The organism is Vibrio sp. 10N.286.51.B11 (genome assembly GCF_041469245.1).
GTDB lineage: Bacteria > Pseudomonadota > Gammaproteobacteria > Enterobacterales > Vibrionaceae > Vibrio > Vibrio crassostreae_C.
In genome coordinates, this window is record NZ_JBFRKI010000032.1 from 21,420 (window position 1) to 34,613 (window position 13,194).

The 13,194-nt window shown below is 44.2% G+C and carries 15 protein-coding genes; 5 read left to right on the forward strand and 10 right to left on the reverse strand.

Annotation, left to right across the window (positions count from 1 at the left end; genetic code table 11):
* Positions 1–67 precede the first annotated feature (67 nt).
* Positions 68–493, reverse strand: coding sequence for a MarR family winged helix-turn-helix transcriptional regulator (locus AB4154_RS16305; protein WP_017060573.1), 426 nt, complete (start codon positions 491–493; stop codon positions 68–70).
* Positions 494–590: 97 nt separating this feature from the next.
* On the opposite strand from AB4154_RS16305, the gene AB4154_RS16310 reads away from it, so the two are divergent.
* From AB4154_RS16310 to AB4154_RS16325, 4 genes are all read left to right on the forward strand, one after another.
* Positions 591–1,082, forward strand: coding sequence for a DUF2798 domain-containing protein (locus AB4154_RS16310; protein ID WP_017081271.1), 492 nt, complete (start codon positions 591–593; stop codon positions 1,080–1,082).
* Positions 1,083–1,116: 34 nt separating this feature from the next.
* A complete protein-coding gene (locus AB4154_RS16315; protein WP_017060575.1) occupies positions 1,117–1,422 on the forward strand; it encodes a DUF3861 domain-containing protein in 306 nt (101 codons plus the stop codon).
* A 205-nt stretch (positions 1,423–1,627) separates the two neighbouring features.
* The gene (locus AB4154_RS16320; protein WP_017060576.1) at positions 1,628–2,392 is read left to right on the forward strand and encodes a hydratase; all 765 of its coding nucleotides are present in this window, start codon (positions 1,628–1,630) and stop codon (positions 2,390–2,392) included.
* Positions 2,393–2,581: 189 nt separating this feature from the next.
* Positions 2,582–3,940 carry a Na+/H+ antiporter NhaC family protein gene (locus AB4154_RS16325; protein WP_136973830.1) on the forward strand — a complete coding sequence of 453 codons (1,359 nt, stop codon included), beginning with the start codon at positions 2,582–2,584 and terminating at the stop codon, positions 3,938–3,940.
* 201 nt (positions 3,941–4,141) lie between these two features.
* Here AB4154_RS16325 and AB4154_RS16330 read toward each other — a convergent pair whose 3' ends face one another.
* The 3 genes from AB4154_RS16330 to AB4154_RS16340 form a co-directional block, all read right to left on the reverse strand.
* A complete protein-coding gene (locus tag AB4154_RS16330; protein ID WP_059019065.1) occupies positions 4,142–5,302 on the reverse strand; it encodes a multidrug effflux MFS transporter in 1,161 nt (386 codons plus the stop codon).
* A gap of 310 nt (positions 5,303–5,612) precedes the next feature.
* On the reverse strand, positions 5,613–5,993 hold the full coding sequence (locus AB4154_RS16335; protein ID WP_004729929.1) for a hypothetical protein: 381 nt from the start codon (positions 5,991–5,993) through the stop codon (positions 5,613–5,615).
* Positions 5,994–6,148: 155 nt separating this feature from the next.
* Positions 6,149–7,861: a pseudouridine synthase gene (locus AB4154_RS16340; protein ID WP_372123574.1), complete on the reverse strand. Its 1,713-nt coding sequence runs from the start codon at positions 7,859–7,861 to the stop codon at positions 6,149–6,151.
* Positions 7,862–8,152: 291 nt separating this feature from the next.
* Between AB4154_RS16340 and AB4154_RS16345 the strand changes: the two genes are divergently transcribed.
* Positions 8,153–8,605, forward strand: coding sequence for an NUDIX pyrophosphatase (locus AB4154_RS16345; RefSeq protein ID WP_017060581.1), 453 nt, complete (start codon positions 8,153–8,155; stop codon positions 8,603–8,605).
* A gap of 17 nt (positions 8,606–8,622) precedes the next feature.
* On the opposite strand, the gene AB4154_RS16350 is transcribed toward AB4154_RS16345, so the two are convergent.
* From AB4154_RS16350 to AB4154_RS16375, 6 genes are all read right to left on the reverse strand, one after another.
* A complete protein-coding gene (locus AB4154_RS16350) occupies positions 8,623–9,060 on the reverse strand; it encodes a bifunctional diaminohydroxyphosphoribosylaminopyrimidine deaminase/5-amino-6-(5-phosphoribosylamino)uracil reductase RibD (protein WP_371725209.1) in 438 nt (145 codons plus the stop codon).
* A gap of 163 nt (positions 9,061–9,223) precedes the next feature.
* A complete protein-coding gene (locus AB4154_RS16355; protein WP_372123576.1) occupies positions 9,224–9,778 on the reverse strand; it encodes a nucleotidyltransferase family protein in 555 nt (184 codons plus the stop codon).
* Positions 9,778–10,065 (reverse strand): putative quinol monooxygenase, encoded by a 288-nt coding sequence (locus AB4154_RS16360; RefSeq protein WP_102555884.1) that lies wholly within the window; start codon positions 10,063–10,065, stop codon positions 9,778–9,780. The genes AB4154_RS16355 and AB4154_RS16360 overlap by 1 nt, the downstream gene beginning before the upstream one ends.
* A gap of 972 nt (positions 10,066–11,037) precedes the next feature.
* Positions 11,038–11,895 carry a hypothetical protein gene (locus AB4154_RS16365; protein WP_372123580.1) on the reverse strand — a complete coding sequence of 286 codons (858 nt, stop codon included), beginning with the start codon at positions 11,893–11,895 and terminating at the stop codon, positions 11,038–11,040.
* Positions 11,895–12,749: an ABC transporter ATP-binding protein gene (locus AB4154_RS16370; RefSeq protein WP_017072200.1), complete on the reverse strand. Its 855-nt coding sequence runs from the start codon at positions 12,747–12,749 to the stop codon at positions 11,895–11,897. The genes AB4154_RS16365 and AB4154_RS16370 overlap by 1 nt, the downstream gene beginning before the upstream one ends.
* A complete protein-coding gene (locus AB4154_RS16375) occupies positions 12,746–13,117 on the reverse strand; it encodes a GntR family transcriptional regulator (protein WP_017060587.1) in 372 nt (123 codons plus the stop codon). The genes AB4154_RS16370 and AB4154_RS16375 overlap by 4 nt, the downstream gene beginning before the upstream one ends.
* Between the last annotated feature and the right edge of the window lie 77 nt (positions 13,118–13,194).

Consider the following 13,194-nt stretch of genomic DNA (forward strand, 5'->3'; position numbering starts at 1 on the left):
CCCAACTTATACACGAAACGCCACCGATCTTACGATTCGGTGGCGTTTTTTAGTTTTATTTTTAAGATCAGCTTTCTAAGTTCTGCGCCATTTTCTTCGCAATTTTTCTGAATTGTTCTAACTCGTCTTCGGCCATGCCTTTGGTCATTCTCTTCAGCATGTCTCGATCGATATCCGAGACCTTACTCATGATCTCTTGACCCTTATCAGTCAGAACCAATAACTGGCTGCGCTTGTCTTCCGGGTTCGGAGACTTCTTCACAAGTTCCTGATTGATCAAGGCATTAATGAGCCGAGTGACCTGTGCTTTATCACGATCTAGGAAGTGTGCGATATCGATAGCGGTACATGGAGACTTCTTAGTAATGATCTTCATGACACGAATGTTCATAGGTGCGATCTCTGAGTCTAAGCTCTCAATCTGTTCGCTCATTTGACGTTTCAAAGAGTGCACTAGACGAAAGATTGATTCTAGCGATGTGTTATCAGACATAAACTATCCTTAGAAATATAGTTGACATTATCAACTATTGTATTTATAGTTGACATTATCAACTTAATTGTTCGTAAATTCAAGACAGGAAATAGATATGACGATTCAAGCAACTCTAACGCCAACTCTTCCTGAGCAAAAAGGCACACCGGTTTTATACAAAGTTTTGGTCATGATGAGCTTAATGCTGACGATTGGCGGCAGTTTAACGGCTGTGATGACTTACATGAATGTCGGATTCGGCGAGGAATTTATTGGCAACTGGCTTTCTTCGTTAGCCCTTGTTGTCGTGATCATGATGCCAATGGGCACGGTGATGATGGCTTTAGTCACCAAAGCCGTTGCTAGAGTGTTCACAACTTATAGCGAGAAAGTTCGCAACCTGATCGTAGGACTGATCATGGCATTCATAATGGAGTCCATGATGGCATTTGTAACAGCGGCAAATAACATTGGATTTTCGGATACATCGGCGTTTACCAGTGGATGGTTTAATGGATTTATTGCCGCACTTCCCATTGGCCTTGCGATCATGGTCGTGATGTCGATGACGGTTAAACCTAAGCTCGAACGATTCATGAAGAGCTAACCAAAACACTTTTTAAGCATTTTAGGAGGTCCAAATGAAAGCATTCACAGGCAAACACAATAACTACCGTATCACTATCGAAGAAGTGAACATCAAAGAAGATCGTGAACTTCAAACCATGCAGTTTGAAATTGAAGACAGAGAAGATATGTTCGCGATTGTTGAGAAGATCAAACATGACAGCGGCTTAGACGAGCAATCAGCAGCGCGACTAGGAGTGAGCATTCGCTTGTTAGGCCCATTGATGATGCAAGATAGAAAACACCCTCTGTTTGTTGATTTCATGCCTCACTTCAGAAACTTCATGCAGAATTTGAAGAAGACGTTGAAAGGGCAGTAAAGCCTGAACATCAGTAATACATCGAAAAGTCAGTAATCAAATTACTGGCTTTTTTACATTTAAATCAAAATAGTTTCAGTTGTTTGCGTCTAGAATATGCGAAAATTGATGGCTGAATTTTCGGTGTAGCACCGTTGTTGAATTGTCTATTCAAGCTTTAAGAAATCCGATATTATACTGGTCATAAAACTAAAGGTGGTATTATATGACAAATGTATTTAAACAAGCAGCTGAAGAACTGTTGAGTCGTCGTGTTGCTGGCACCAAAGCACCAAGATTGGACGAACAGTACCGTCCGAATAACTTGGAAGATGCGCTAAAGATCCAATCTTCAATGATCGATTTGAAAAGCGATAAAGTCGGCGGTTGGAAGTGCTTACTTCCTCTGGCTGAAGACAAGTTTGTTGTTGCGCCAATCTTCTCGGGCAGCGTTCAACAAGGCGAAGTTTGTGAACTGTTTGCTGACAACGGCGTAGTACGCGTTGAGCCTGAAATCGCATTTACGCTTGCTAAGAGCCTGCCTGCAAGCCAAGAAGGCTACAGCGAAGAGCAAATCAACGAAGCGATTGGTTCTTGCCACATGGCACTTGAGTTAATGCAGTCTCGTTTTGCGGATGACAGCGGCGCTGAGTTCTATGAAAAGCTGGCCGATGGCCTAGTAAACCAAGGTCTATTTATTGGCTCTGAGATTGATCGCGAAAAAGCGTTCACTTCTGCAGAGATCAGTATTGAAGTGACTCAAGGCGAGCAAGTTCAAGCATTCGACGGTAAGCACCCGAATACACTGCCACCAAGCCCAATTTACTGGCTGATTAACTACATGACACGTCGTGGTGTTGATTTCCAAGCGGGTGAAGCCATTATCACGGGCTCTTACTGCGGTATCGTGGAAATGGAATTCGATAAACCAACGACCTTCCACTACGAAGGCATTGGTGAATACCAAGTAACGTTCAAGCAGAAACGCTAACTTCTAGCGGCGCACTATCTGTTATCGAAAGGCTGTTTACTGATGAGTAAATAGCCTTTTTTATTACGTGATGCTCAATAGGGTTCTTATTACTTTGCATTAAATTAGGCGTTTAGACGTCTAGACGTTGACAAGTTCTAAGTGTGACATTAGTCTGCTCACCTTCCTGTTCTATTGTGTTGTCGTTCCATGTCCAATTCAAAAAATTCTAACGCGGTAATTGCCCCTTCTGCAGTGGCGCTTATCCCTCTGATCGTTTTCCTTGCGCTGTTTATTGGCGTGGGTACATACCTGTCGCTACAAGGCGTCGATTTTGCTTTCTATCAACTTCCAGCTCCGATTGCGGCTCTGCCTGCTGTGATGTTAGCGTTGCTATTGAGCAAAGATAAATTGAACCGTGCGATTGAGCAGTTCTTAGGTGGCGTGGGTCACAAAGACATTATCGCAATGTGTATGATCTACCTATTGGCGGGTGCTTTTGCTGCTGTGGCTAAAGCTTCTGGTGGCGTGGACGCGACGGTAAACCTTGGTCTATCGGCTATCCCAACGAGCATGATCCTACCGGGCATCTTCCTTATTTCGGCGTTCATTGCGACAGCAATGGGCACCTCTATGGGTACTATCGCTGCGGTTGCTCCTGTTGCACTAGGCATTGCTGACTCAGCTGGTATGAGTATTCCTCTAACCGCTGGCGTAGTGCTAAGTGGCGCTATGTTTGGTGACAACCTTTCTATCATCTCAGATACCACGATTGCCGCGACTCGCTCGCAAGGCTGTGAGATGAGAGACAAGTTTAAAGAGAACATCCGTATAGCACTTCCTGCTGCACTTATCGCGATTGTTATCTTTGCTTTCAACAGTACAGCAACTCAAGTTCCTGAAACAGGCCCAATTGAATGGCTGAAAGTCCTTCCGTACATCACTATCCTAATCCTTGCGGTATCGGGCATGAATGTGTTCGTTGTGTTGACGATTGGTATCTTGCTAGCGGGTGGAGTGAGCCTAGGTTCTATTGAGAACTACGGTATGACGGATTACGCTCAAGATATCTACGCAGGCTTTGGCAACATGCAAGAGATCTTCTTACTGTCGATGCTGATTGGTGGTTTGAGTGAGCTGATGCGTCGCCAAGGTGGATTAGCATTTCTGACTAACTTAGTGAGCGGTTTGATTCGTGCATTTGGTTCTTCTCACTCTAAGCAAGCGAATGGCCGCGCAAGTGAGCTAGGCATTGCAGGCTTGGTATCAATGGTGAACCTATGTACGGCAAACAACACCGTAGCAATCATTGTTTCTGGTAGTGTGGCTCGCCAATTAGCTGAAGAGAACGATGTATCTCCACGCCGCTCTGCAAGCTTATTGGATATTTTCTCGTGTGTGATTCAAGGCGTATTGCCTTACGGTGCTCAGGTATTGCTATTGGGCTCTGTGTTTAACCTATCGCCGCTAGAGATCGTGTCTAACTCTTACTACTGTTTCGCGCTTGCAATCGTGGCTGTAGTCGCTGTGTTTATTAAACACCCAGCGCGTAAAGTGGCTAACGCTTAGTAGTAATTGACCAAACTGAGTGATCACTGGCTCTAATAAGAAGGCTCCTTAATAGGAGCTTTTTTGTGCATGAAACTCATGGCTTGAAAATTCAATGTACGTCTTCAAATACAAGAAAACCGCCTAAGTAGACGGTTTCTAATTTCGTTATAGTGGTTTTCAAGTTTATTGTAGTGTGAATGACAATTAGGCTTGAGAGCTTTAATTCAGCTTCTTAGTCACGAACTCTTTGTTTCTAACCATTAGCCACATCAGGCCACCAAGCGTACCGATGGATAATTGGATAAAGCCTAGGTTTTCAATCAGTGACTCTGGGCGTATTGAAACTAATACCATGCCAAGCGAACCACAAATCATGCTGAAGAACTGAATCAGTGCGACGGCAGAGCCCGTGTCATGATCTTGTTGATTCAACATTAAGTTGGTGCCCGGTACTCGCATGATGATCGCCATTAATGTTGCTGGAGCAGCGATGAACATAAAGAACCAAGGGGACAGGTCGCCAATGGTTAGGGTGAAGATGCCCGCAAGCGCCAATAAAGCAAAACATCCTGAGATGACCTTTTGAACCGGCATTCGGTAGGACAACTTCATGTAAATTGTTGGACCAAATGAGGCGCACAGTGCATTGAATGCGAACGCGTAGCTAAACTGTTGTTCGGTCAATCCAAAGTGATCGATGTAGATATAAGAACCCGCCGCAAGAAAGCCCATTAACGCCATCGGTATGATAGAGAAAATGACCAGCAGCTTGACGAACGAGCGGTTTTTCATGACCACGCCCATTCTTCCCCATGAGCGGAATATAGAACCTTGGTACTTGTTTTCGAGTGTTTCTCGGTAGCAGCAAGCTAATACTGACGCAAATGCACCAAAAATGGCGAGCGTGACAAACATCATTCGCCAAGAAGCAATTTTCAGTAAAAAGGCGCCAAACACAGGCGCAACCATTGGTGCGATGATCACCAGTGACATGATAGTCGCCATGATCTTTTCACGTTCTCGGCCGTCATAAAGATCTTTGACAATGGCGGTAGCGATAACGGTGATAGCACTGCCAGCAAAGGCTTGGAATACACGAGCGCCAATTAACTGTTCGATGCTATTGGTCATCGCACACAATATGCTCGCGACCATATAACCCGCTAATCCAATTAATAGGATCGGCTTACGACCAAATTTTTCGCTGAGCGGCCCCCAGAACAAAAGACCGATGGCGTAAGTAACGAAGTAGCTGCTCAGGGTTAGGTTGACCATTGATCGGTCAGTATTAAACACCTCGACCATCTGCGGAAGCGCAGGTAAGTAAAGGTCGATGGTCAATGGAGGGAAAGCACTTATTATGACGAGAAAAAATAGCATACCGGTCTTTCCCAGTACTGGTTGTGGTCTCTTCAAGGTCGCTCTCCGTTGTCCAAGATAGGTTTCTAATTGATGTGATATTGATATACAGAAGGCTAAGGCACGTCAGACAAGAAGGATAGAGTCGTTCGAGAATATAGTGAAAGTATCGATGAACTTATCTCTATGAGTTCGAATCTACGAAGTCGGTCTGCGCACTGAATTGTATTACAAAACATTATTACTTTTATAGCTAACGAGTTCAATCAGTTAGTAGCAGGGTAGCTTGTAATCGCCAACGACACATTGTATTGGTTATCGGCTTGGCTTGTTATCTTTTCTTTGGCCGTTTTTCGACTAAACCGTTACGCTCTAAACCGCGTCTAACACTGCTGCAAAGCTTACCAAAACGGCGCAGTTCTTCGAAGTTCGGGCCTTGGCCAATGGAAATACTGTGCTCCCAGTACATCAACTCACTGTCGACCATCTCTAGTAGCTTCTTCGAGCAACCCGAGCAGTTTCCTTTTGGCCCACAGATAAACGTCTCCGATTCGTAAAGTGGGAGTTCGTTTTTAACTTCTTCAATTAAGCTTAGCATTGCCAAATTTAGATTAGGCTTCTTGGTTGCTAGTGGTTTCAAGCTTGGTGCTTGCGCAGTTATCAAAGAAGAAGTTTGTGTGTTGTGGTGTAAATTCAAAGCAGCTGATGACATATCAAAGGCCTCAAGGAGAGAAGAAGGTGGGCATGCTACTCTTCACAACAAAGTGAATCTTGATGTAGTGCAATAAGCGTGGAGATATACCCAAAAGAGGTAGGAGCCACAAGCGGTTGTGACTCCTTATCAAAGCTCGCTACTAATGAGAGATTTTAGAATTCAGCGTCGAACTGGAATTCCATCCACTCTTTGGTGACTGGGTGGTGCAGCGCAAGTCTTTCTGCGTGTAAGTGCAATCGGTCGGCTTTATTGCCATACAAGCCGTCACCGACGATAGGCATGTTAAGGCCTTCTTGGTGTGAACAGTGAACACGCAACTGGTGTGTACGCCCTGTTTTAGGATGCAGGTAAACCTTAGTGGTTTGCCCGTTTCGCTCAATCACTTCCCATTTGGTTTCTGCTGGCTTGCCGTGTTCGAAGCAGACAATTTGACGAGGGCGGTCATACAAGTCGCCACGCAATGGCAGTCGAATATAGCCTTCATCTTGGTCTAGCACACCTTCAATCATTGCGACATATCGCTTCTCAACTTCACGAGTAATGAACTGCTTCTGTAAGCTTTTGTTCGCACGTCGTGTTAAAGCAAATATCAGAATGCCAGAGGTCGCCATGTCTAAGCGATGAATCACAAATGGGCCTTCAACATCGGGATGCATTTCTTGAACACGTGTGTAGGCGGAATCTTTGATGGTTTTACCCGGCACGGATAGAAAACCTGCTGGCTTGTGTACTACCACGATGTGCTCATCTTGGAACAGAATATCCAGCTCTTTGCCTTCTGCTGGGTTCTCTAGCAATGGGTTGGGATCGACTTCTAAGCCTTTCATCATGTGACCTAAAATCGGTACACACTTACTTTGGCAAGACGCGTAGTATTTCTTGTGTTTACGGATTTCCGATTTCGGTGATCGACCCCACCAAAATTCGGCCAGTGCCAATGGTGTGTAACCGTTTAAATACGCGTATTGCAAAAGCTTGGGTGCGGCACACTCGCCAGAACCTGCTGGTGGTATCTTGTTTGGCGTGTCTTCAAAGATTTGGTTCAGATCCTCAATGTTTCCTTCCGCATTCTGGAAAGCGTATTGTGAAAACAGTTTGTGCTGAAGCTGATGAGAAAGGAGTGCTCTTTGCTCTTTGAGTTCAGCTAATTGATTAGTGAACACATCAACTTTGATTTGTAACTCGTTTAGGATCTGTTCCCAGTTGAGCTTTAGGTACTTCTGCTGGTTCTTGTCAGCAACACTGGCCTTGTTAAGCTCATTATTCAGTTGTTCGAAGGCTTGTTCATCAAGGTTTTTTTTACCTTGTTCGCGTTGTTCTTTACGTGTTTTTCGGCCTTCTATAATCAACAAACGTTGCGCTTCGATCTCCTGTTCTGCCTGTGTTTTCTGTTGTGCTAACTGTTCACACAATTCAAGGTATTCAGCGTTTGCTTGCAGCGCTTTAAATTTCGCATTTACAGCCATCATGTCGGCTGTGTCTTGATGGAAAAAGCTATCGCTGCTCAACATGTCGAATACGGGCGGCACAAAGTGAGGCAGTAGGTTTTGGTCTGCGATTTTTCCAGAGAAAGCAGAGAAGTAACCCAATTCACCTTCTGGGCTTTTCACCAGTAACACACCAAACATTTTGCCGCGACCAGCGTCAGAATCTAGTCCGAAGTCATGCTGCCAGTCGGTTTGTGTTTCTAGATATTGTTGAAGCTGATGAGAGGCTATTTCACACAGTGGGTGCGGTTCGTAGTAGAACGGGAATGTGAAACGCTCAGGCAACGAATATGACTCGATCGGCTGTTGAAAACGAGTGAAGCAATGCTCAGGAGTATGGCTGTTTTCTGAGTCGTGCGTTGGTTTTGATGAGTGCATAGTCGTATTAATACTTATATCGTGGTGATAAATGGTTGTGAGTCTACTGTGTATGTTTAAAGGCTTTAAACACAGTACAAGGCGGCGATTCTACTCTTTATCGAAATACGCCTCAAATAAGAAATGGTTCTATTACAGGATAGCTAAGCTAGATGGTTAACACTGAACCCATGAGTTATGGCTTGAACGCCATTAATTGATGAGTAACTTCTCGTTTTTAATCATAGAAGACAATCTAACAAACCAAGGGTGGTAGCCTTGCCGCCCTCTTATTAAAACTAAGGTAACGTTATGATTCCACTCAATACTTCGATTGTTTCCGGTGTCGCTATTTCAGAGAGCGACGGACAAATGAAAATGCTATTAATGAAGCGTGTTAAAGGTGAGTTTTGGTGTCACGTCGCAGGCTCGATTGAAGCGGGTGAAACAGGCTGGCAGGCTATCGTGCGCGAGTTTGAAGAAGAGACCCAAATTAAAGTGGAAGCTTTGTATAACGCGCAGTTTCTGGAGCAGTTTTATGAGGCGCACGTGAATGTGATTCAGCTAATCCCTGTGTTTGCGGTGCTATGCCCACCCAACCAAGCGATTGAACTGAATGACGAACACACCGAGTACCGCTGGTGTAATTTAGAAGAAGCAAAAGCGTTAGCGCCGTTCCCCAACCAACATGCCGTCTACGATCATATTTGGTCGTATTTTGTCGATAAGCCAGTCAATCCGCTTTATCGAGTGAAATTGAACTAATACTGGCTGTTTAAGATCTAGGACTTACCAAGGTAAGGGGTTAAAAAGGCGCTCACTTGCGCTTGGCATAACCCCACATCCACCTTCACGCCGTGCGATTCAAGGATGGCAACTCCACGACCATTATTACGAGGGTCTGGGTCTAGCATCGCCACGACTACGTGTTTTACACCTGCTTTAACCAATGTATTGGCGCAAGCGGGTGTTCTGCCGACAAACGAACATGGCTCTAAAGTTACGTAAGCGGTAACCCCTTCCATTGTTCCGTCCGTTTTGTCGTTATAGTTATTGAGTGCTTCAACCTCGGCGTGGTTTCCGCCGACTTTTTGCGTGTATCCAACAGACACCACCTTATCGTCTTTCACCAAAACACACCCTACTGGCGGGTTTGGTTGGCAATCGGGTAGGGCTTGGCGCGAAGCTTCAAGAGCTTGCTGCATGTATTGTTGGTTCATGGTCGTTACTCAGTATGACGAGAGAGCGCAGCAGTTAGTGGTCGCGTGCGGTTGATGAGTTGATTAGTTACTAAGCTAATAAATTAATAAGCTAACAAGTGGGGGCATGTTCGATCTGATTGGGCTTTTAGTCAATGGTTTTAGCTTTGAATTCGAAAGCTAGTTAACTGTGACTCATCGTTAACTTGGACCACTGGGTCAGCCAGTTCTTGGATTGTACTCTTTGATCAAAGATATCTCGGTTACGCTTTGGGTTGGGTGTGATTTGCAAATCAAACAAACTCTCTAAACCAAAAGACGAAATACATTCGATGTCTCCATTGAGGCTTTGCTTTACGGCCACTGCGGTCTCTTTCTCTGGCCAGTAACTCATCGCATCCAATGAGCTTTGGTAAGACTCATCCCCATTTCTGGTGTGCATGTTGGCTTGATTGCGAACTTGCCAATTCAATTCAGGTAACCGTTGTTTAAGCTGAGCCTCGTATCGAAGATCCGATTCGTAAGAGGTATCAATGGGATCAAAGTAGATCACATCAATATCATTGAGTGGAGTCGGGGAGGCATAACCATGTAGGTGATCCCAAACGAGGTTTCTCACAAAGCCCGCAGCAACATAGCACTGCGGCAAATCCAGGTGAGCGACACAGTCTAAAACCTGCATTCGTAAGGGATCTTGTTTGATCAACGTGACGATGTGGTTGGCTAGCGGATGTATCATTATGATGTCGGAACGTCGGTGACTTGGTAGTGACGTGTCACGTTCTGGGAGATTTCACCCCATTCAGAGGCTTTGACTCGCTGTTGGTGCGCTTCGAATGCTTCTCGGCTAGTGAATTCTTCATACACTTCAAAGCGATTAGGTTGAAGCGTGCTTTGACTGACTCGAAACACGATACAACCAGGTTCTTCCAGTGTCAGTTCTTTGTGTACAATCAAGGCTTGTGTGACGGCTTTTAGGTCGTTGTCTGGCACTAGAATATGCCCTTGCAGAATTACTTTACTCATAATTACGTCCATTTAATTACGTCTATTTAATTTTGTCCACTACGGCTTTTTTCTATAAAAAGCTTTACCCGTTACAAACATAATCCCATTTTGATGTTGTGACGTATAGGCTAATGTGGCGATTAATTGTTCACATTGAATACATTGTTGGTTACAGCGTAACTTTAGGGGCGATGTGAGCAATAAAAAATAAGACGTTGGAACTAAATCCGCGTTGGTCCGGTCTATTAAATTAGTATCATTGAACTGTATTGATACTGAAATGAATTTGTCATCTGAGAGAACTAACCTTAATTTTGAAGAGCGGCTCATAGGATTGAATTGAGCCATAGTTGATATCTAGGTCATACTTTGATGTAAATGGTACTCAAAACTCTATAAATTTTGTGATTTGTATCATTGATCTGGACATCAAACACCGTTAGATTCGAATGGTTGGCAATAAAAATAGCTCATGAAGAGCAGTTAAAGAAAAGGAAATATCCCTTATGAAAAAAATGAGAAGAGCACAGCTTCATCGCGTTCGCATCCAATACTGGAAAGACACAGCGAAAGAAGCTTCAAAGAAATAAGCTTTAAATCGTAAAGCTTTAAGATAAAAAAAAGCTGAAAAGCTTAATCAAATGTAAAACGCAACAAATCGATTTCATTAGCACTCTCAAGGACCTTCATCTGGTCGGCGACTAAAGAAATCATCCCCAAAGAGCTGGCAGGCATTAACAACAATGCAATTCAATGTCAGCTCATTAATACCTCCTCTAAGTTTATCTTCGTTTGTTAAACCTGTTACCCCAAACTAAAGCTTGTTCCTTGTTCCTTGTTCCTTGTTCCTTGTTCCTTGTTCCTTGTTATCGCATCCCTGTACTCGTTAACGTCTTGATAATAAAAAAGCTCCCGATTTCTCAGAAGCTTTGATTTAGATTTTGATATCTGATGTGACTGCCCGATAAAGGCTCGTGCTTAGGATAGACTCTAACGTTGGAACAGCGTCTTTAAGCTCACATCGTCCGTTCTATTTAGCTTTAGGCTCAGTAGATAGCCACCAACACCGATCAGTGCGTAAATACCTAAAGATAAAATCGGCGCTTCTGCAATCGCACTTAATGGGTTGCTTGCTATGAGTACATTCATTGGTAATGACGCGATGAGAGTTAGGAAGTCATTGATGCCATAGAACCCAAACACTGCGACAGAGAGGAACTTAATCGCATAGCTTGAGATGAAAATGACAAGCAATGGAGAGTTTACCAGCTGCGAAATCGCTAGAGTGACGGTTGCCAGTGGCAATAAAACCAGTGCAACTAACATCATTCGTCCAAAAAACACGACCCAGTTGCTCAGCACATAAAACAGAGATTGTTGTTCAACCAATAGCGCCAGTTGTTGTTCACTTGAGACGTTCAATATCCAGAATAGAAAATCTGCGAACAGTACTAACAATGCACAGATAGCCGGAATCACCACTAAACCGAAGCCGAGTTTCACACCGTGAGTCATTGCGTTAGATACCGGCATACTTCTCCAAAACATCGAACTGCCTTCTTGGCGCTCTTTACGCAGCGTTTTAGGGATGTAAAGCGTTGATAGGATCAGTGAAATAAGGCCCGCGCCAAAGTAGATCACTGAGTTGAGGTCTTGTGCGAACTCTCTGTGGATGTCGCTCACGTCACCGTTCACTTGCATTTCGAAGAAAAACTCATGCTGCGCTGCGCCATTGAAGAACAGACTAACGAACAGTAAGAAACCACATAACGCGACAAACAGAGGCAATCGAGTGTTAATTTTGTGCTCGATGAGTTCTTTTTCTAGCATGTAAAAACTTGGATGCATTATGCCTTCTCCGTCTGTGTTGCAAGGAATAGATCTGCGAGACCAACGTTATAGATGTTACCCAGTGATTCAACTTGCGCTTTGTATTGACCTTCCAATAACCACTTAGTAGTGCCTAGCCCTGATTGTGAGGTCAGTGGGTTGAGTTTCTGAATCTCGCTTGAATGGTTGTTTGCGACTTCAATAATGAAATAGTCGCTTTCGATGTCTTCCATGCTCTTTTGCAGCACACAATGGCCTTGTTTTAAAATCAGAACATCCGTTAATAAATGTTCAATCTCTGAAACCTCATGGCTTGCAATGATCATGGCGCGTTCGCCGTCGTGGAACCACTCAAGTAGATGGCGATAAAAAGTATCGCGGTACAGTAAATCTAGGCCAAGTGTAGGCTCATCTAAGATCAACACTTGGGTGTCAGTCGCGATGATGATCGCAAGGTGAAGTTGTACCTTCATTCCCTTAGAAAGCTGCTTGATAGTCGAAGAGAGCTTGATGTTGGTGCTGCTTAATGTCTGTTCTGCTTTTTGCTTGTTGAAGCTAGGGTGCACACCTTGTGTGTATCGAAGCAGTTGTTTAACCGTCATCCACTCTGGTAACACGTTAACATCTGAGATGTACGACAAGTGCTGCATGAGCTCTGCGTGCTGGTGGATAGGGTGGTAGCCGTTTACTTCAATCTCACCTTGATAGTTGTGTCCACCAAGCAGTGATTTGATCAGAGTCGATTTACCTGCGCCATTGTGGCCCAGCAGTCCAAGCACTTGCCCCGGTTTTAACTCAAAGCTGATGTTCTCGACACCCACTTGATTTGAATAGGTTTTGGTTACGTTTTTCACGGAAAGTAAAGTACTCATGACTTGTCCTTTATATGTTGTGCTAGCTGTTTCACGAGTTCTTCGACACTCATATCAATGATGCTTAGCGTCTCAGCGATGGCTGGGATCTGTGTGTTGATGAATGATTGGTGTGCGGACTCTTTCAATTTTTGAAGTGCCCCTTCGGCCACATACATGCCTTGGCCGCGTTTTTTCTCTACCAAGCCTTCATCCACCAGTAACTGGTAGCTTTTCATGACAGTAAGGTGGTTGATCTTGAGATCGGCGGCAACCGCACGCACAGAGGGCAATGCTTGTAGCTCTAGCCAAACACCCTGAAGAATTTGGTCACTGATCTTGGCGGCAAGCTGCCTAAAGATCGGCTGGTCGTCTTTCCATTCGGTCATAATTAAAACTGCATGGTGATATACATGTGTATAACACTAACCTATTTATTCGAGTTGGCAAGGATTTTATGAAAGTG

Coding starts and splice junctions, on each gene's coding strand:
- AB4154_RS16360 (WP_102555884.1), bottom strand. CDS start 10,065: ATGAGTAAAGTAATTCTGCAAGGGCATATTCTAGTGCCAGACAACGAC.
- AB4154_RS16325 (WP_136973830.1), top strand. CDS start 2,582: ATGTCCAATTCAAAAAATTCTAACGCGGTAATTGCCCCTTCTGCAGTG.
- AB4154_RS16340 (WP_372123574.1), bottom strand. CDS start 7,861: ATGCACTCATCAAAACCAACGCACGACTCAGAAAACAGCCATACTCCT.
- AB4154_RS16320 (WP_017060576.1), top strand. CDS start 1,628: ATGACAAATGTATTTAAACAAGCAGCTGAAGAACTGTTGAGTCGTCGT.
- AB4154_RS16345 (WP_017060581.1), top strand. CDS start 8,153: ATGATTCCACTCAATACTTCGATTGTTTCCGGTGTCGCTATTTCAGAG.
- AB4154_RS16350 (WP_371725209.1), bottom strand. CDS start 9,060: ATGAACCAACAATACATGCAGCAAGCTCTTGAAGCTTCGCGCCAAGCC.
- AB4154_RS16330 (WP_059019065.1), bottom strand. CDS start 5,302: ATGCTATTTTTTCTCGTCATAATAAGTGCTTTCCCTCCATTGACCATC.
- AB4154_RS16335 (WP_004729929.1), bottom strand. CDS start 5,993: ATGTCATCAGCTGCTTTGAATTTACACCACAACACACAAACTTCTTCT.
- AB4154_RS16310 (WP_017081271.1), top strand. CDS start 591: ATGACGATTCAAGCAACTCTAACGCCAACTCTTCCTGAGCAAAAAGGC.
- AB4154_RS16315 (WP_017060575.1), top strand. CDS start 1,117: ATGAAAGCATTCACAGGCAAACACAATAACTACCGTATCACTATCGAA.
- AB4154_RS16365 (WP_372123580.1), bottom strand. CDS start 11,895: ATGCATCCAAGTTTTTACATGCTAGAAAAAGAACTCATCGAGCACAAA.
- AB4154_RS16305 (WP_017060573.1), bottom strand. CDS start 493: ATGTCTGATAACACATCGCTAGAATCAATCTTTCGTCTAGTGCACTCT.
- AB4154_RS16355 (WP_372123576.1), bottom strand. CDS start 9,778: ATGATACATCCGCTAGCCAACCACATCGTCACGTTGATCAAACAAGAT.
- AB4154_RS16370 (WP_017072200.1), bottom strand. CDS start 12,749: ATGAGTACTTTACTTTCCGTGAAAAACGTAACCAAAACCTATTCAAAT.
- AB4154_RS16375 (WP_017060587.1), bottom strand. CDS start 13,117: ATGACCGAATGGAAAGACGACCAGCCGATCTTTAGGCAGCTTGCCGCC.